This window comes from Pseudomonas sp. 13159349 (genome assembly GCF_013305685.1).
GTDB classification, from domain to species: Bacteria; Pseudomonadota; Gammaproteobacteria; order Pseudomonadales; family Pseudomonadaceae; genus Aquipseudomonas; species Aquipseudomonas asiatica.
The window spans coordinates 4,037,455-4,054,696 of record NZ_CP045553.1; the positions used below are offsets into that span (position 1 = coordinate 4,037,455).

14 protein-coding genes are annotated in these 17,242 nt (G+C 64.3%); 4 read left to right on the top strand and 10 right to left on the bottom strand.

Translation table 11 applies throughout. The annotated features are described in order from the left end of the window. Positions 1-19: 19 nt before the first annotated feature. The 6 genes from GEV38_RS18685 to GEV38_RS18710 all read right to left on the bottom strand — a co-directional run bounded on the left by GEV38_RS18685 (position 20) and on the right by GEV38_RS18710 (position 5,502). Complete coding sequence (locus tag GEV38_RS18685; protein ID WP_013973449.1) at positions 20-1,462, bottom strand: PLP-dependent aminotransferase family protein; 1,443 nt, start codon at positions 1,460-1,462, stop codon at positions 20-22. Positions 1,463-1,751: 289 nt separating this feature from the next. Next, a complete protein-coding gene (locus tag GEV38_RS18690) occupies positions 1,752-2,564 on the bottom strand; it encodes an OmpA family protein (RefSeq protein ID WP_015271099.1) in 813 nt (270 codons plus the stop codon). Next, the gene (locus GEV38_RS18695) at positions 2,561-2,914 is read right to left on the bottom strand and encodes a DUF4398 domain-containing protein (RefSeq protein WP_013973451.1); all 354 of its coding nucleotides are present in this window, start codon (positions 2,912-2,914) and stop codon (positions 2,561-2,563) included. Before GEV38_RS18695 ends, GEV38_RS18690 begins: the two co-directional genes overlap by 4 nt. 9 nt (positions 2,915-2,923) lie before the next feature. Then, a complete protein-coding gene (locus GEV38_RS18700) occupies positions 2,924-3,745 on the bottom strand; it encodes an ABC transporter substrate-binding protein (RefSeq protein WP_015271100.1) in 822 nt (273 codons plus the stop codon). Positions 3,746-3,822: 77 nt separating this feature from the next. After that, positions 3,823-4,752 carry an electron transfer flavoprotein subunit alpha/FixB family protein gene (locus GEV38_RS18705; RefSeq protein ID WP_013973453.1) on the bottom strand — a complete coding sequence of 310 codons (930 nt, stop codon included), beginning with the start codon at positions 4,750-4,752 and terminating at the stop codon, positions 3,823-3,825. Beyond that, entirely contained in the window at positions 4,753-5,502 is a 750-nt protein-coding gene (locus tag GEV38_RS18710; RefSeq protein ID WP_015271101.1) for an electron transfer flavoprotein subunit beta/FixA family protein, read from the bottom strand. Positions 5,503-6,040: 538 nt separating this feature from the next. On the opposite strand from GEV38_RS18710, the gene GEV38_RS18715 reads away from it, so the two are divergent. Continuing rightward, positions 6,041-7,723, top strand: a complete 1,683-nt coding sequence (locus tag GEV38_RS18715; RefSeq protein WP_075045849.1) for an electron transfer flavoprotein-ubiquinone oxidoreductase — start codon at positions 6,041-6,043, stop codon at positions 7,721-7,723. Positions 7,724-7,905: 182 nt separating this feature from the next. Here the strand turns inward: GEV38_RS18715 and GEV38_RS18720 are convergent, their stop codons facing one another. The 3 genes from GEV38_RS18720 to GEV38_RS18730 all read right to left on the bottom strand — a co-directional run bounded on the left by GEV38_RS18720 (position 7,906) and on the right by GEV38_RS18730 (position 10,428). Continuing rightward, the gene (locus GEV38_RS18720) at positions 7,906-9,231 is read right to left on the bottom strand and encodes an MFS transporter (protein ID WP_054572524.1); all 1,326 of its coding nucleotides are present in this window, start codon (positions 9,229-9,231) and stop codon (positions 7,906-7,908) included. Between the two features lie 72 nt (positions 9,232-9,303). Then, a complete protein-coding gene (locus tag GEV38_RS18725) occupies positions 9,304-9,783 on the bottom strand; it encodes a hypothetical protein (RefSeq protein WP_015271104.1) in 480 nt (159 codons plus the stop codon). A 168-nt stretch (positions 9,784-9,951) separates the two neighbouring features. Further along, the gene (locus GEV38_RS18730; RefSeq protein ID WP_015271105.1) at positions 9,952-10,428 is read right to left on the bottom strand and encodes a sigma-70 family RNA polymerase sigma factor; all 477 of its coding nucleotides are present in this window, start codon (positions 10,426-10,428) and stop codon (positions 9,952-9,954) included. 234 nt (positions 10,429-10,662) lie between these two features. Between GEV38_RS18730 and GEV38_RS18735 the strand changes: the two genes are divergently transcribed. From GEV38_RS18735 to GEV38_RS18745, 3 genes are read left to right on the top strand one after another with little or no spacing between them, the layout of a single operon-like run. Further along, a complete protein-coding gene (locus GEV38_RS18735; protein WP_015271106.1) occupies positions 10,663-11,835 on the top strand; it encodes an efflux RND transporter periplasmic adaptor subunit in 1,173 nt (390 codons plus the stop codon). Further along, positions 11,836-13,800: a MacB family efflux pump subunit gene (locus GEV38_RS18740; protein ID WP_054572525.1), complete on the top strand. Its 1,965-nt coding sequence runs from the start codon at positions 11,836-11,838 to the stop codon at positions 13,798-13,800. It begins immediately after the preceding gene. Positions 13,801-13,803: 3 nt separating this feature from the next. Next, the gene (locus GEV38_RS18745; RefSeq protein WP_015271108.1) at positions 13,804-15,222 is read left to right on the top strand and encodes an efflux transporter outer membrane subunit; all 1,419 of its coding nucleotides are present in this window, start codon (positions 13,804-13,806) and stop codon (positions 15,220-15,222) included. 136 nt (positions 15,223-15,358) lie between these two features. Here the strand turns inward: GEV38_RS18745 and GEV38_RS18750 are convergent, their stop codons facing one another. Then, a complete protein-coding gene (locus tag GEV38_RS18750) occupies positions 15,359-16,978 on the bottom strand; it encodes a hypothetical protein (protein ID WP_054572526.1) in 1,620 nt (539 codons plus the stop codon). Positions 16,979-17,242: the final 264 nt, after the last annotated feature.

Below are 17,242 nucleotides of genomic sequence, written 5' to 3' on the forward strand. Positions count from 1 at the left end.
CCACAGGCGCGTGGCAAGCCTATAAAAATGCTGCCGCTGGCTCCCGGCACAATTGCTGGGCCAGCAAACCGAGGGTGATCACCGCGCGCTCGGCTTCCTTGTTCCACGGTATACCGCAATTAAGGCGGATGCAGTGGTTGAATTGCTCGGTGTTACTGAAGATCAGCCCCGGCGCAATACTGATGCCCTGCTCCAGCGCACGCACATGCAGCTCCTGGGTGTTGACCCGCCCCGGCAGGCTCACCCAAAGGATGAAACCGCCCGTCGGCCGGGTCATCTGGGTACCCTCGGGGAAGTGTTGCTGCACCGCCAGCTGGTAGGCACTGAGGTTCTTGCGGTACTCCTGGCGGATGTAACGCAGGTGCCGGTCGTAGCCGCCATTCTCCAGGTAGGCCGCCACACCCATCTGCGTCACGCTGCAGGCCGAGTGGGTGGTGAAGGTTTGCAGGCGCTGGATCTCGTCCTGATAGCGCCCGGCGATCATCCAGCCAACGCGCACGCCGGGGGACAGGGTCTTGGAAAAACTCGAGCAATAGATCACCCTGTCCAGCCGGTCGAATGCCTTGAGCGCCTTGGTCTTGCCCTGCTCGAACATCAGCTCGCCATAGATGTCATCCTCGACGATCTGGATATCGAAGTCCGACGCCAGGCGCAGCAACTGTTTCTGCCGCTCTTCCGGCACAGTGCCACCCAGCGGATTGCTGAGGCGCGCGGTCAGGACCAGGGCCTTGATCGACCACTGGTTGGCCGCCAGTTGCAGCGCCTCGAGGCTGATGCCGGTGGACGGGTCGCTGGGGATCTCGATCACCTTCAGGCCCAGCAGGTCGGCCAGTTGCAGCAGACCGTAATAGGTGGGCGATTCGGCCGCGATCAGGTCGCCTGGACGAGTCAGCACGCGCAGCGACATCTGCAGCGCATCGACACAGCCATGGGTCACGATCACTTCACGCGGGTCGACCAGGACGCCGGCATCACGCATGCGAATGGCGATCTGCCGGCGCAGCGGCTCGAAGCCGGGGCTGAACATGTAGCTGAAGGCACGCGGGCTGTGGAAGCGCGTCACCTTGGCAATCTGCTGGTGCAATGCACGGACCGGCAGGTAGTCGACATGCGGCACAGCGGCGCCGAACGGGAACACGCCATCACGGCGAGCCTCGGTCAGTACCTGCTGGATGATACTGGCGCGGGTGACCAGGCCGGGGCGCTCCACGCGGGCGATGTCCGGGGTCTGCGCGGTCAGGGCCGGGGTCTGGTGCACGTAGTAGCCGGACTGCGGCCGCGCACGAATCAGCCCCTGGTCCTCGAGATTGGCATAGGCCTGCAGCACCGTGGCATGGCTGACATTGAGCTGGGCGCTCATCTTGCGCACGGAGGGCACCCGCTCGCCTGGCTGGTAGACACCACGACGGATGTCATCGGCCAGTTGCTGGGCGATACGCTGGTACAACAGCAGGTTGGTCATGGCTGGCTCTCGACGCGCGGACGGGCTCGTTGTTCTTGTGTCTGACGGTAGAGGATACCGTAACAGTTGCAAAGTGTACTGGGACAGATCGCAGGATAGTCAACAATACAGTTGCGTGACAGCCATGGAAACGATCAAGCCCGGGTAGCCCGACGAAAAGCGGGGCTGCTTCGCAGCCCATCGCCGGCAAGCCTGCTCCCACCTTGATGCATTGACCTCAAGCCCTGTTCATCACCTGTGGGAGCTGGCTTGCCTGCGATGGGCCGCAAAGCGGCCCCTTTCACATGATTCAGCGTGCTGGCGCCAGCTTGCCCTTGTCATCGGAGAACACGATCTCCACCCGACGGTTCTGCGCCCTGCCCCGCTCCGAGGCATTGGCCTCGATCGGGTACTGGTCGCCATACCCCTCGACCTGCAGGCGCTTCTCGTCGATACCCAGGTCTACCAGCATGTCGGCCACGGCTTGCGCCCGGTCACGGGACAGCTTCAGGTTGTCCTCGGCCGGGCCGGTGCTGTCGGTATAGCCCTCGATCCGAACCACCCGGCGCGGGTTGAGCTGGAGGAACTGCACCAGCTTGAGCACGGTACGGCTGGCTGAGTTCTTCAGGTCGGCGCGGCCGGTGTCGAACAGCACGTCCCCCAGGGTCATCACCAGACCACGGTCGGCCTGCTCCGAGGCCAGCGCGGCGATCTGCGATTCGACCCACTTGCCCTGCTGCTGAACACTGGCCAGCTTGGCCTCGCGCAGGGCCAGCTGCAGGCGCTGGCGCTCCAGGTCGAGCTTGGCCTGGCGCTCCTGGTTCAACGCCAGCTTGGCATGCTCGCTGGCAATTTCGCTGTAGCGCTGGCTCAGGTAGGCGTAATGGCGCACGTCGGCACCGGTGCCGATGTAGCTGGACAGGCGCTCGGCACGGGCCAGCGACTCGCCTGCGCGAATCACGTCGCGCGGCGCGCTGCGCAGCACATTGGAATCATCCTTGACCTTCTGGAAAGCTGCAGTGGCATCATCCAGCGCTGCGCTGCTGCGCTGGCTGGCGCAACCTTGCAAACCTGCCGCCAGCGCCAGCACTGCCAGCGCGGCCAATGGCATGCGACGGATCATGGCTGCACCTCCAACTGTTTGCGCAGGCGCTGGACCCGCGACTGCAGCAGTTGCAGTTGCTCTTCGCTCTTCTGGTTCAGTACCTGGGCCTCGGCCAGGCGCGCATCCAGCTCGGCCTGCTCGGCACGCATGCGCGCATCGCGGTAGTCTTCGGTGAGCATGTTGGTCTTGGCCCGGGCCAGCTTGTCTTCAGCCAGCTTGAGCGCATCGACCTGCTCGGTGGCACCGACGGCCCTGGCCTGCTCCAGTGCCTGTTCGGAGATGCGCATCTGCTCGTTAGGGGCCGGATCGTTGGCGCAGCCAGCCAGGCCGAGCACGGCCAGGGCAAGGATTAGTGGTTGGGTTCTCACGCAATCTTCCTAGTGTTTGGGGGCGTCCGACGGCACCTGCAGCTGCGCTTTCCAGCGCTCGACATTACGTTGCAGCACGGCCTCGGATGCTCCGGAGATCGGCAATTCTGTCAGTTTTTTCGCCAATTGCCCACGCAGCCAGCTGTCATTGCAGGCCGAATTGTGCGACAGCGCCAGGTACAGGCCCGGCCGATCCACCGGCAGGCCGCGGGTGATCAGGTCATTGCTCATGCCCAGGCTCTGGGCCATGGCGATGCCCGAATAGCGGCCAGCGAGCACATAATCCACCTGGCCGAGCACCAGCTTCTGGAATGCCTGGGTCAGGTTCTGTGCCGGCACCAGCTTCAGCTGGGCCTTGGCGAAAGCGGTAAAGGCCGGGGTCAGCCGCGCGCGCTCGGACAAACTGCCTTGGTACTGGGCCAGGTCAGCCGGGCCCTCGAAGGTCAGTGTGGCGTCGTGGCGCGTCCACACCAGGTATTCGTTGAGCTGCAGGGGTGGATGGATGTAGTCCAGCGCGGTCAGTTGCTCCACCTGCATGGGGGTGTCGAGCAGCAGGTCTATCCGCCCGCTACGTACTTCTTCCAGCGCCTGGTCACGACGGCCGGCGCTCAGCACCTCCACTTTCACACCCAGCTCGCCAGCCACCTGGCGCAGCAGGTCGACGTTGGCGCCGATCAGGTGTTTCGGGTCGTTGGGGTCCTGCCATGAATAGGGCGGTGAATCAGGGCTGCCGGTTGCCACCAGGCGTTCACACTTGCCCGCCGCCATGGCCAGCGGCGAAACCAGCACCGCCAGGCATGCCAGCACCCCGCCTGCTTTACGCAGCACCATTGCTCACTCCTTGTACAGACCAAAAAAAACCCGGCCCCTGTACAAGGGCCGGGTTCTTTATAAGTGAAGCAGGCGGATCAGACCAGCTTTTCCAGCTCCGGAACCGCTTCGAACAGGTCAGCGACCAGGCCGTAGTCGGCTACCTGGAAGATCGGCGCTTCTTCGTCCTTGTTGATCGCCACGATCACCTTGGAGTCCTTCATGCCGGCCAGGTGCTGGATCGCGCCGGAGATACCGACGGCGATGTACAGCTGCGGCGCGACGATCTTGCCGGTCTGACCGACCTGCATGTCGTTCGGCACGAAGCCGGCGTCGACCGCGGCGCGCGAAGCACCGACGGCAGCGCCGAGCTTGTCGGCCAGGCTGTACAGGTGCTTGAAGTTGTCACCGTTGCCCATGCCACGGCCGCCGGAAACGACGATCTTGGCAGCGGTCAGCTCTGGGCGGTCGGACTTGGCCAGCTCTTCGCCAACGAAGGCCGAGATGCCGGCGTTGTGCGCAGCGCCAACGGCTTCGATGGCAGCCGAACCACCTTCGGCGGCCACGGCGTCGAAGCCGGTGGTACGCACGGTGATGACCTTGATGGCAGCGCTCGATTGCACGGTGGCAATGGCGTTACCAGCATAGATCGGGCGCTTGAAGGTGTCGGCGGACTCGACCGAGATGATCTCGGAGATCTGGTCCACGTCCAGCAGCGCGGCAACGCGCGGCAGGATGTTCTTGCCGTTGGTGGTGGCCGGCGCCAGCACGTGGCTGTAACCCTTGGCCAGCTCGACGATCAGCGGCGCAACGTTTTCTGGCAGGACGTGGGCGTAGGCAGCGTTATCGGCAACCAGCACCTTGGCCACGCCAGCGATCTTGGCTGCGGACTCGGCAACGCCGCCCACGTTCTGGCCAGCGACCAGCACGTGCACATCACCACCGATCTTGGCGGCAGCAGCAACAGTGTTCAGGGTGGCCGGGGCTACGGCACCGTTCTCGTATTCAGCGACAACCAGGATAGTCATTTAGATTACCTTCGCTTCGTTCTTCAGCTTCTCGACCAGTTCGGCCACCGATTTGACCTTGATGCCAGCGCTGCGGGCAGCCGGGGCTTCAACCTTCAGGGTCTTGTTGGTGGAGGCGAGGGAAACGCCCAGCGCGTCTGGAGTAACAGTCTCCAGCGGCTTCTTCTTGGCCTTCATGATGTTCGGCAGCGACGCGTAGCGCGGTTCGTTCAGGCGCAGGTCGGTAGTGACGATGGCTGGCAGGTTCAGTGCAACGGTCTGCAGGCCGCCGTCGATTTCACGGGTGACGTTCAGCTTGTCGCCAGCCACTTCGACCTTGGAGGCGAAAGTGCCCTGGGCGAAGCCGGTCAGCGCAGCCAGCATCTGGCCGGTCTGGTTGTTGTCACTGTCGATGGCCTGCTTGCCGAGGATGACCAGCTGCGGCTGCTCTTTGTCGACAACGGCTTTCAGCGCCTTGGCCACGGCCAGGGAATTCAGTTCGTCAGCGGCTTCGACCAGGATGGCACGGTCGGCACCCAGGGCCAGGGCAGTACGCAGTTGCTCCTGGGCAGTGGCCGGGCCGACGGAAACGACGACGATCTCGGACGCGACGCCCTTTTCCTTCAGGCGTACGGCTTCTTCCACGGCGATTTCGCAGAAGGGGTTCATGGACATCTTGACGTTAGCAAGGTCGACGCCGGAGTTGTCCGCCTTGACGCGAACCTTGACGTTGTAGTCGACCACTCGTTTGACAGCTACAAGAACCTTCATGGATTCCTCGTTACTCTCCGGTGAATAGATAGTCGCCAGGGGCAGAGCCCTGCGATGCGCGTGGGTACAAGGGCACCTCTAAAAACGTACCGGGAGGCGGTAACTTCACAGTGACCGAACAGTCTTGTCCGGACTCTTGCGACAAATACTCACGGGTCATTTTCTGTCGTGGCGTGTAAACTCCACTACAAACCGGCCAAAGGCCGCAAAACCCTGCTCCACACCTGGTCTTTAGAGGTGTACCTGCGCCCGGCTGCAAGCCTACGGCGAACGTAAAACCGCTCGTATCTTGACCGTAACACCCAATCCGGTCAATACGGCAAATCGGTCACCCTCCAGCCGCGTTCCTGTGATTTTACTGGCCTGCGGCAAATTCAAACAAACGTTTGTATTGGACCCGCCAAGTGGTGTAGATATAATGCGCGGCCAAGACAAAACGGTGTAGTCCGTCATTTGCCCAGCTACAGTTCCGCCGTTGCGTAGAACCGCTGCGAATGCCCCGCGCACCCAATAAGACAAAGCAACAGCACGAGCCTTGATGAGTAGGAGAGAACCAGTGGAACGCGAATACATGGAATTCGACGTGGTCATCGTCGGCGCCGGCCCGGCGGGCCTGTCCGCCGCCTGCCGCCTGAAGCAGAAGGCCGCCGAAGCCGGTAGCGAAATCAGCGTCTGCGTGGTGGAAAAAGGCTCTGAAGTCGGCGCCCACATCCTCTCCGGCGCGGTGTTCGAACCCCGCGCCCTGAACGAGCTGTTCCCCGACTGGAAAGAGCTCGGCGCACCGCTGAACACCGAAGTGAAGCGTGACGACATCTACGTACTCAAGGATGCAGGCAGTTCGACCAAGGTGCCTGACCTGTTCGTGCCCAAGACCATGCACAACCAGGGTAACTACATCATCTCCCTGGGCAACCTGTGCCGCTGGCTGGCCCAGCAGGCCGAGAACCTGGGCGTGGAAGTCTACCCGGGCTTCGCCGCCCAGGAAGCGCTGTTCGATGAAAACGGAGTGGTGCGCGGCATTGTCACCGGCGACATGGGTGTGGACCGTGAAGGCAACCCGAAAGACGGCATGTACACCCCTGGCATGGAGCTGCGTGGCAAGTACACCCTGTTCGCCGAAGGTTGCCGTGGCCACATCGGCAAGCAGCTGATCAAGCGCTTCAACCTGGATAGCGAAGCCGACGTCCAGCACTACGGCATCGGCCTGAAGGAAATCTGGGAAATCGACCCGGCCAAGCACGAGCAGGGCCTGGTGGTGCACACCGCTGGCTGGCCGCTGGACGTCATGGCCAAGGACAACACTGGTGGTTCGTTCCTCTATCACCTGGAAAACAACCAGGTGGTGGTCGGCCTGATCGTCGACCTGTCCTACGCCAACCCGTACCTGTCGCCGTTCGACGAGTTCCAGCGTCTCAAGCACCACCCGGTGATGGCGCAATACCTCGAAGGCGGCAAGCGCATCAGCTACGGTGCCCGTGCCATCTGCAAGGGCGGTTTCAACTCGCTGCCGAAAATGGTCTTCAACGGCGGCGCGCTGATCGGCTGCGACCTGGGCACCCTGAACTTCGCCAAGATCAAGGGCAGCCACACCGCAATGAAGTCCGGCATGCTCGCCGCCGAAGCGGTGGCTGATGCACTGATCGCCGGCAGCGAAGGCGGTGACCAGCTCAACGGTTACGTCAGCGCCTTCAAGGCCAGCTGGCTGTACGAGGAGCTGTTCGCCAGCCGCAACTTCGGCCCGGCCATGCACAAGTTCGGCCCGCTGCTGGGCGCGGCATTCAACTATGTGGACCAGAACTGGTTCGGCGGCAAGCTGCCGTTCACCCTGCACGACACCAAGCCGGACTACGCCTGCCTGAAGCTGGCGGCGGAGTCGCAGAAGATCGATTACCCGAAACCGGACGGCAAGCTCAGCTTCGACAAGCTCAGCTCGGTATTCCTCTCCAGCACCAACCACGAAGAGGAACAGCCCTGCCACCTGAAGCTGACCGACCCGAACGTGCCGATCGCCAGCAACCTGCCGCTGTATGACGAGCCGGCCCAGCGCTACTGCCCGGCAGGCGTGTACGAGGTTGTCACCCAGGAAGACGGCAGCAAGCGCTTCCAGATCAACGCGCAGAACTGCGTGCATTGCAAGACCTGCGACATCAAGGACCCGGCCCAGAACATCACCTGGGTCACCCCTGAAGGCGCTGGCGGGCCGAACTACCCGAACATGTAAGGCCCCTGCCCTGCACTAACAAAAAGCCCCCGGTTCTCACGAGCCGGGGGCTTTTTGTTTTACCTGTACCGGCCTCATCGCCGGCAAGCCAGCTCCCACCTCGACCGCATCGACCTCGAGCCATGCGCTATCCCTGTGGGAGCCGGCTTGCCGGCGATGAGGCCAGAACAAACAACAGAAAACTATTTTTCACCACACATTACCGGCATCGGCTCTGCCGCGAACGCCAATGGTTCCCGACGCCCAAAGTACAAGGCCGTCAGCAACCCCACCGTGCCCATGGCAAGACAAAAGCCGACACACACCCACGGGCTCCACGGCATCAGCGCAATCAGCGCCAGCGGCGTGGTGCTGGCCCAAAGCGCGTAGGCCACGTTATAGGTGAAGGAGATGCCCGACACGCGGATCTCGGCCGGGAACAACCCGACCATCACTGACGGCACCACGCCCACCACACCGCAGGACAGGCCCGCCAGCGCATAGGCCAGCCAGGTCACGCCCCACTGTCCCACAAGGCTGGCATACAACGCGCCGATGCCCACCGGCAGCAACAGGCTGTAGAGCATCAGTGCGCGCCAGGCGCCTGCACGGTCGACCAGCAGCCCGGCCAGCACGCAGCCGATGTTGAGGAAGACGATGCCCACGCTGCTAAGGGCAAAGGTGTGCCCGGCACTCATGCCGAAGCGCTGCTGCATCACTGTCGGGGTAATCACCACCAGCACCACCACGGCGGAAGTCAGCACGCAGGTCAGCAGCGCCGCCGGGATCAACGCCCGGCGGTGTTCGCCCAGCACCCGCCGCAGCGGGAAGCTCACCGGCTGTTCCTGGCGCGCACGCAGGGCGAGGAACACCGGTGTTTCGCTGAGCCAACGACGCAACCACACGCCGATCACGCCGAATACCCCGCCGAGCAGGAACGGGTAGCGCCAGGCATAGTCGAGGATTTCTTGCGGGGTGAACACTTGCGCCAGCAAGGTCGCGGTCAATGCCCCCAGCAGATAGCCAAAGGTCAAGCCGGCCTGCAGGAAGCCCAGGGCATAACCGCGCCGCCCGGCTGGCGCGTGCTCGGCGACGAAGGTCCAGGCACTCGGCACCTCGCCGCCCACCGCCGCGCCCTGCAAAATACGCAGTGCCAGCAGGATCAGCGGTGCAGCGTAGCCGATGTCGGCGTAGGTCGGCATCACCCCGATCAACAGGCACGGCAGGGCCATCATCAGGATGCTCAGGCTGAAGACCCGCTTGCGTCCCAGGTGGTCGGCGAAGTGCGCCATAAGGATGCCGCCCAGCGGCCGCGCCAGGTAGCCGGTGACAAAGATTCCGAAGCTTTGCAGCAGGCGCAGCCACTCGGGCATCTCGGGCGGGAAGAACAACTGGCTTAGGGTCAGCGCAAAGAATACGAAGATGATGAAATCGTAGATCTCCAGCGCGCCGCCCAACGCCGCCAGGCCCAGGGTCCGGTGGTCGCCGCGGCTGAACCGTGGCGGGCGAGCGGTATCGATGGCAGTCATGGCAGGGTCCGCAAATCGGCAAAGGGCAAGAGGATAGCAAATAGCTGCCCCCTTGCCCCGCCCGCTGCGGCTTTAGCGGTTGAACATGGTATTGACGAAATTGGCCTTCGGCCGTGGCCGCGCCGTGGCAGCCGGCATGGCGCCCGGCAGCGGTAGCCTGCCGACCTGCAGCGGCGAATCGATGATCGCCATGAATGCCTCCAGTGCCTCGTTGTCGGGCACCTGGGGCAAGCTCATGCTGACGGCCTGGCGCTCGGTCTGCGGCACCAACGGCACTTGCAACTGGTTGGAGTGATAAAGCAGGGCATGCTGGATCTGCGTGCTGACGCGACAGAAGCGCGCCAGATCGACCCCGACATGGCTGGCCAGCTCGATATTGCCCAATAACAGGTGGAAAGGCTGCAAGGCACTCAGCACCAGGCGCTGCAGCTCCTCGAAGCTTTCCACTGGCGCTATCCGGTAGTAGCCCAGGCCGTTGAGCAGCCGCTCCAGTTGCAGGCGCTGGCAGGGGTGTGCATCGGCGATGAGGATGCGCAGGGTCTTGTTGGCCATGGTGGGACCTGGGCAGTTGGGAAATGGTTAGGCTCCATGACCATACTGCGCCAGTAACGGCTGCTGCCTAGGCTACGCCTGGCAAGGGTCTTCTTTGATAGAAGTCGGGAAAACCGTGGAAATCAAGTGATCGACTGACGGAATTTTCATCCGCCTTCAACCCGGCGATCAGGATTCCCACTCGCGCATGCGCACACGACAGTGCTTCATGGCGTTGACGATGTGCTTTTCCACCAGGCTGCGGGAAATACCCAGGTGCTCGGCAATCTGGTGGTGTGACAAGCCTTCGAGCTTGCGCAGCAGGAAGCAGTCGCGGCAGACCTTGCTCAGCTCATCCAGGGCACGCTGCATAAGCGCCAGGCGCTGGTCGAGCTGCATGTCATGGGTCGGCGCCGGGGTGTGCCAGCGCTCGTCGTTGTCCAGCACCTCCAGTGGCTCGGCCTGGCGCACCTGGTGCCGGCGGTGGCGGTCGACAACCAGGTTGAGCGCGGTGCGGTAAAGGAAAGCACGCGGGTGCTCGATGCGCTCGGCGTCGGTGCGCTCCAGCACTCGCAGGTAGGCATCATGCGCTACGTCTTCGGCGGCCTGACGACTGCCCAGGCGCGAAGAAAGGAAACCCACCAGTTCGCGATAGTAATGTTCCACGACGTTACCTGAGATCGTCCTGCCAGCCTATGCCAGAAAGCCCTTTCAGGCAGCAACGCGGGACCGAGTGATGTCAACGTGCGATCTTACAAATTATAATTATTCTCAGCAACAAGGGTATGTCATGGGCGATCTAGCGCCTGTCGCCATACACCTGTCAGCCCCTACTCAATATTCGCTAAATCCCCTCCTGCCGCTTTCGTCTATCTGGCACCCACTCGCCTGGATGTCTGCATGAGACCTTTAACCAACACCCGTCGCCGGCTCCTGCTCAGCGGCCTGGGCCTGCTAGGCCTGGGCAGCCTGCTGGCCTGGAAGGCCCTGCCCTACGGTGCACAGCCAATCAGCACGGTTGCCGTGACCCGCGCCGACATCGAAAGCAGCGTTACCGCACTGGGCACCCTGCAACCAAGGCGCTACGTGGACGTCGGTGCCCAGGCATCGGGGCAGATCCACACCCTGCATGTGGAGGTCGGCGACACGGTGCGCAAAGGCCAGCTGCTGGTCGAGATCGACCCTTCTACCCAGCAGGCCCGGCTGGATGCCGGCCGCTACTCGATCGACAACCTCAAGGCCCAGCTGGCCGAACAACGCGCTCAGTTCCAACTGGCCCGGCAGCAGCTCAAACGCCAACGGGAGCTGGCCACCGCTGGTGCCACCCGTGACGAGGACGTGCAAACGGCCGCCGCACAGCTGAAGGTCACCCAGGCGCGCATCGACATGTTCCAAGCGCAGATCCGCCAGGCCCAGGCCAGCCTGCGCAGCGACGAGGCCGAGCTGGGCTACACGCGCATCTACGCGCCGATGGACGGCACGGTAGTGGCGGTGGACGCCCGTGAGGGGCAAACCCTCAATGCCCAACAACAAACCCCGTTGATCCTGCGCATCGCCAAGCTCTCGCCGATGACCGTGTGGGCCCAGGTGTCGGAGGCCGACATCGGCAAGGTCACCCCGGGCATGACCGCCTACTTCACCACCCTGGCCGGCGGCAAGCGCCGCTGGACCAGCACCGTGCGGCAAGTGCTGCCGATCCCGCCCAAGCCACTGGAGCAGGCCAGCCAGGGCGGCGGCAGCCCGGCCAGCGTCAGCAATGGCAGTGCCGGCAGCCAGGTGGTGCAGTACAGCGTGCTGCTGGATGTCGACAACCCGGACGGCGCCCTGATGGCCGAGATGACCACGCAGGTGTTCTTTGTCGCCGGCAAAGCCAGCCAGGTGCTGACCGTACCACTGGCCGCGCTGGACGACGGCGATGGCCTGCGCCTGGCGCATGTGCTGACCCGCGACGGCAAGGTGGAACAGCGCCAGGTACGCACCGGCCTCAGCGACCGCCTGCGCGTGCAGGTGCTGGACGGCCTCAACGAAGGCGAACGCCTGGTGATAGGCGCCCCTGGCGTCAGCGGAGGTTGAATGAGCACACCCCTGATCGAGCTGGTCGACATCCGTAAATCCTACGGCGGCATCGAAACGCCCAAGGTCGATATCCTTCATGGCATCAGCTTGCGCATCCATCCCGGCGAGTTCGTCGCCGTCGTCGGCGCCTCTGGCTCCGGCAAATCGACCTTGATGAATATCCTCGGCTGCCTCGACCGCCCCACTTCTGGCAGCTACCGCTTCGCCGGCAAGGATGTGGCCGAGCTGGGCAGCGACGAACTGGCCTGGCTGCGCCGCGAGGCATTCGGCTTCGTGTTCCAGGGCTACCACCTGATCCCCTCGGGCTCGGCCCAGGAAAACGTCGAAATGCCGGCCATCTATGCCGGCATCGCCGCCAACGAACGCCACGCCCGTGCCAGCGCCCTGCTCGGCCGCCTGGGCCTGGCCAACCGCACTGGCAACCGCCCGCACCAGTTGTCTGGCGGCCAGCAACAACGGGTGTCGATTGCCCGGGCGTTGATGAACGGTGGCCATATCATCCTCGCCGATGAACCCACTGGCGCCCTCGACAGCCACAGCGGCACCGAAGTGATGGCGTTGCTCGACGAACTGGCCAGCCAGGGCCACGTGATCATCCTGATCACCCATGACCGCAATGTCGCGGCGCGGGCGCAGCGCGTGATCGAAATTCGCGACGGCCTGATCATCAGCGATTCGGCCGCCGACAAGCCCATGGTCGAAAACAGTCGCGGGCTACAGGCCGACCAGCTGCGCCAGCGCCTGGACCATGGCGCAACCTTGCACGGGGCATGGAAAGGTGAATTATTCGAAGCCCTGCAGGCGGCCTGGCGGGTGATGTGGGTCAACCGCTTCCGCACCGCCCTGACCCTGCTGGGGATCGTCATCGGCGTGGCCTCGGTGGTGGTGATGCTGGCAGTGGGCGAAGGCAGCAAGCGCCAGGTCATGGCGCAGATGGCAGCCTTCGGCTCGAACATCCTCTACCTGAACGGCAAGCCGGCGAGCCTGGGCGAGCAGGCCGGCACCATCACCCTCGACGATGTCGCTGCCATCGGCCAACTGCCGCAGGTCAAGCACGTGATGCCGGTGATCGGCGAAAAGATGATGGTGCGCCACGGCAACAACAGCCAGCGGTTCTATGTGGGTGGCAACAACACCGGGTTCCCCGAAATTTTCAACTGGCCGGCGGTGCAAGGCAGCTTCTACAGCGATGCCGATGAAGCCAACGCTGCCGCGGTGGCGGTGATCGGCCAGAAAGTGCGGGAAAAGATGCTCGACCCTGGGCGCGACCCGCTGGGGCAGTACCTGTTGATCGGCAATGTGCCGTTCCAGGTGGTCGGTATCCTGGCCGGCAAGGGCGCCAGCTCTGGCGACCAGGACAGCGACGGGCGCATCGTGGTGCCCTACTCCGCCGCAGCCATCCGCCTGTTCGGCCAGCGTGACCCGGACTACATCGCCGTTGCCGCCCTGGACTCCACGCGTGTCAACGAAGCCGAAGCGGCCATCGACAAGCTGCTGCGCCAGCGCCACAACGGCCGCCAGGACTTCGAGCTGACCAATGACGCGGCGCTGATCCAGGCCGAGGCGCGCACGCAGAACAGCCTGTCGCTGATGCTGGGGGCGATCGCCGCGATCTCGCTGCTGGTGGGTGGCATCGGCGTGATGAACATCATGTTGATGACCGTGCGCGAGCGCACCCGTGAAATCGGTATCCGCATGGCCACCGGCGCGCGCCAGCGCGACATCCTGCGGCAATTCCTCAGCGAGGCGGTGATGCTGTCGATGGTCGGCGGCCTGGCCGGCATCGTCCTGGCCCTGGCCATAGGTGGCGGCCTGATGCTGGCCGAAGTGGCGGTGGCCTTTGCCCTGCCTGCCATGCTCGGCGCCTTCGCCTGTGCTGTCGTCACCGGCATCGTGTTCGGCTTCATGCCAGCGCGCAAGGCCGCTCGCCTCGACCCGGTCAAAGCCCTTACCAGCGAATAACCCATGACTCTGCCTAGCCGCATCAGCCTGTTGCCCCTGTGCGTATGCCTCGCCGCCTGCAGCACGCCGCAAACACCCGCCAGCGGTATTGCCGCGCCATCTGCCTGGCAAGGCGAGGCCGCGTCACCCTCGGCCCAACTGCCAACGACGCAGTGGTGGCAAGCCTTCGCCAGCCGCGAACTCGACCGCCTGGTGCAGCACGCCCTGCACAATGCCCACGACCTGGCTGCTGCCACGGCACGGGTACGCCAGGCCCAGGCCCGCGCAGTCATCGCCGGCGCGCCGCTGCTACCGGAGCTGAAGCTGGGCCTGGATGGTAGCCGCCAACGCCTGCTGCACGGTGACGGCTACGACCAGCTGGATGTCAGCCGCGGCGAACCCACCAGCACCTCGTTCGACATGCAGCTCAGCGCCAGCTACGAAATCGACTTCTGGGGTGGCCTGCGAGCGACCCGTGACAGCGCCCTGCGCAGCCTGGATGCCAGCCGCTTCGACCGCCAGACCGTGGAGCTGACCCTGGTCAGCGCGGTGGCCGACAGTTACCTGCAGGGCCTGGCTTTGCAGGAACAGTTGCGCATTGCCCGCCTCAACCTGCGCAATGCCAAGGACGTGCTGGGCCTGGTCGAGGCACGCCAGCGCAGCGGTTCCGCCACGCGCCTGGAACTGGCCCAGCAGCGCAGTCTGGTGGCTGCGCAGCAACGTCAGTTGCCGTTACTGGAACAGAAGTGGCAAGACAGCCGGGTCACCCTGGCAACCCTGCTCGGCGACCCGGTGCAGTCGCTGCCCACCAGTCAGGACGCGATCAACACCCTGCAATGGCCCGCCATTGGCAGCGGCGTGCCCAGCGAGCTGCTCACCCGCCGCCCGGACATTGCCGCAGCAGAAGCTCGGCTCGCCGCCGCCAGCGCCAATGTGCAGGTCGCCCGCGCCGCCATGCTGCCCAAGCTCACCCTCGGGGCCAACCTGGGAGCTGGCGCCAATACCTTTGCCCATTTGTTCGACAGCTCCTACTACACCCTCACCAGCGGCCTGGTCGCGCCGGTCTTCAACAACGGCCGCCTGCGCGCCGCGCGTGAACTTGCCGAGGCTGAACAGGCAGAGTTGCTGGAGACCTACCGCAGCAGCATCCTGGCCGGTTTTGCCGATGTCGAAAAGGCGCTCAATGCGATCCAGGGCGTGGACCGCCAGCGGCAGTGGCAGGATGAAGAAGTGGCGCAGGCGCGCCTGGCATTCGACCTGGCGCAGCAGCGTTATGGCGCAGGAGCGGAGACGCTGTTGAGCGTGCTGGAGACTCAGCGCACCTTGTATGCGGCGCAGGACCAGCAGGCACAACTGCGCCTGGCCCGGTTGCAGGGTAGCGTGGCGTTGTACAAGGCATTGGGGGGTGGCTGGCAACTAGAACACCTGCGCGCCCCGTTGTAGGAGCGGCCTTGTGTCGCGATGGGCCGCAAGGCGGCCCCGGCATTATCCGCATCAACGCTGAAATCCGGGGGCTGCTGCGCAGCCCATCGCGACACAAGGCCGCTCCTACAAAAAGGCGGCGCAAGCCTCGGGGGCTTCAACGCGAGCGCTGCGCCACCTTCAGGTTGCGCGCATACCACGGCCGCTGCGGTACCTTGGGCCGCAGCTTGTCGAGCAGGTCGTCATCGCTGTAGATGATGCGCAACGCCAGCTTCATGGTCTCCGGGTCCATCTCTACACTGCGCCCGGGCCGCAAACCCGGCACCGTCGAGCAACCATGGGTATCCGGCCCCAGCCACGGGTCGGCCACCTCCACCCAGCGCCCTGGCGCAAACCATGGTACGCCATTGACTTCCAGGCGCCGTACCTCGCCTGGGTGCAGCCGCTCATGGGCGTGGAACCAGTCCTCGATGCGGTCGTCGATCCAGCCATGAAAGTGCCAGAACACCGGGTTCACATGGGATGAAAACGGGTCACCGAGAAAATCGTTCTGTTCTGCGAACCAGCGTTCGGCAAAATCATCCGGCGTGCGCGCCGTCGGCACCGGCATACCGTTTGACGGGTCGCGCGGTACCGACGCCCAGCGCATGTGCAGCCAGTCGTGCAGGCCCAGTTCCACTTCCGAACCGAACTGGCCCAGGGTCAAGGTGCTCAGGTACTCCGGATCGGTGTAGCGCGACTCCCAGACCTGGAAGTTGCCATGGAAGGTATCCGGCGTCTTGATGTCGCGCACCCACTGGGTGTATTCCGCATCACCGCTGGCCAGCCAGGTGGGCGGCAGGGCATTGCCGTCATGGTTGTCGAAGTAGCGGGCGAATCCGGCCCGGTCGCGCTCCAGTTCCGGCTGCGGCAGCGGGAAGCGCGTCCATGACGGTAAGTCCTGCAAGGCACGGGCTCTGCCAAGCATGTGCCGGTGCATGAATAAAAAGTCTTCTCCCGAGCCGTTGCGGTCCTTGTGCCGGCCCCGCGCGTCACGCTCGCGATCACGTGGCCCGGGCTGCCAGCCCAGGCCACGAAGGGCGCCCTGCTTGTCCTTGCCCAGCTTGTGCCATTTGTCCCGCGACGAGTGCCACAGCTGGTGGAACAGGCGATGCTCCGGGGTGGTCAGCCAGGCCAACAACTGCGGGTTCAGCGGGGTACGCTCGCGCGCCTCGGGGAAGGTGCGCTTCAAGGCCAGGAACTGGTTGTCCTCCACGGGCAATGTCAGAGCGCGGTGCAGGCGTGCAATGCGCCCGTTGAGGGTGGCCGGCCCGGCGTTGCCGAACCGGCCCCAGACCTCGTCGAGCACGATATGGCATTCATAGCGGGCCTGGGCCGAAAACAGGCGCCAGCGCAGGGTGCCCGGTTTGTCCGCCAGCAGGTCGCCTATCACGCGGTAGCGCGGCTCATCCTGCCCACGCAGGCGCTCGGGAGTATCCAGGTAGCCGCGCAGGGCGCGTCCGCTGGTTGCCACATCCAGGAACAGCTCCAGTTCACTCGTGGGTAGGCCGTCCAGCCCCGCATCCTTGCCCAGCAGCGTCCAGCGCCAGATGCCGCGCAGGGTATCGCCCAACTGCTGCAGGCGGGTATCGGCCAACTCGACGACGGCCTCGCCAGGGGTTTCCGGGAATTCCTCGGCGGCACGCTGGCGCTGCACATACAGCGCCCCCAGCGCACCGGGCACCACCACACCCGTCAGTGCCACACCGGCGATGAAACCGCGTCGGGAAATCGTCATTGCATACCTGTGCATTCATTGCGGCCATGGAGCACGGCCCGTCCAAGGCTAGAACGTTGCACGGCAGGCGAAATTTAGCGGCTTGCCACCCCCGCCCCTGAGGGCAACTCGGTCAATGTAGGAGCGGCCTTGTGTCGCGAAAGGGCCGCAAGGCGGCCCCGGCAATTTTGCAGAGGTGCGAAGATCCTGGGGGCGCTGCGCACCCCTATCGCGACACAAGGCCGCTCCTACAGGGCCCTGCGCCAGCGACCTGATAGCGGCTAA

Bases quoted from the DNA above. Each gene is read 5' to 3' on its own strand.
- GEV38_RS18685 (WP_013973449.1), bottom strand. From the start codon at position 1,462: ATGACCAACCTGCTGTTGTACCAGCGTATCGCCCAGCAACTGGCCGAT.
- GEV38_RS18690 (WP_015271099.1), bottom strand. From the start codon at position 2,564: ATGATCCGTCGCATGCCATTGGCCGCGCTGGCAGTGCTGGCGCTGGCG.
- GEV38_RS18700 (WP_015271100.1), bottom strand. From the start codon at position 3,745: ATGGTGCTGCGTAAAGCAGGCGGGGTGCTGGCATGCCTGGCGGTGCTG.
- GEV38_RS18705 (WP_013973453.1), bottom strand. From the start codon at position 4,752: ATGACTATCCTGGTTGTCGCTGAATACGAGAACGGTGCCGTAGCCCCG.
- GEV38_RS18710 (WP_015271101.1), bottom strand. From the start codon at position 5,502: ATGAAGGTTCTTGTAGCTGTCAAACGAGTGGTCGACTACAACGTCAAG.
- GEV38_RS18715 (WP_075045849.1), top strand. From the start codon at position 6,041: ATGAGTAGGAGAGAACCAGTGGAACGCGAATACATGGAATTCGACGTG.
- GEV38_RS18720 (WP_054572524.1), bottom strand. From the start codon at position 9,231: ATGACTGCCATCGATACCGCTCGCCCGCCACGGTTCAGCCGCGGCGAC.
- GEV38_RS18725 (WP_015271104.1), bottom strand. From the start codon at position 9,783: ATGGCCAACAAGACCCTGCGCATCCTCATCGCCGATGCACACCCCTGC.
- GEV38_RS18735 (WP_015271106.1), top strand. From the start codon at position 10,663: ATGAGACCTTTAACCAACACCCGTCGCCGGCTCCTGCTCAGCGGCCTG.
- GEV38_RS18740 (WP_054572525.1), top strand. From the start codon at position 11,836: ATGAGCACACCCCTGATCGAGCTGGTCGACATCCGTAAATCCTACGGC.
- GEV38_RS18745 (WP_015271108.1), top strand. From the start codon at position 13,804: ATGACTCTGCCTAGCCGCATCAGCCTGTTGCCCCTGTGCGTATGCCTC.
- GEV38_RS18750 (WP_054572526.1), bottom strand. From the start codon at position 16,978: ATGACGATTTCCCGACGCGGTTTCATCGCCGGTGTGGCACTGACGGGT.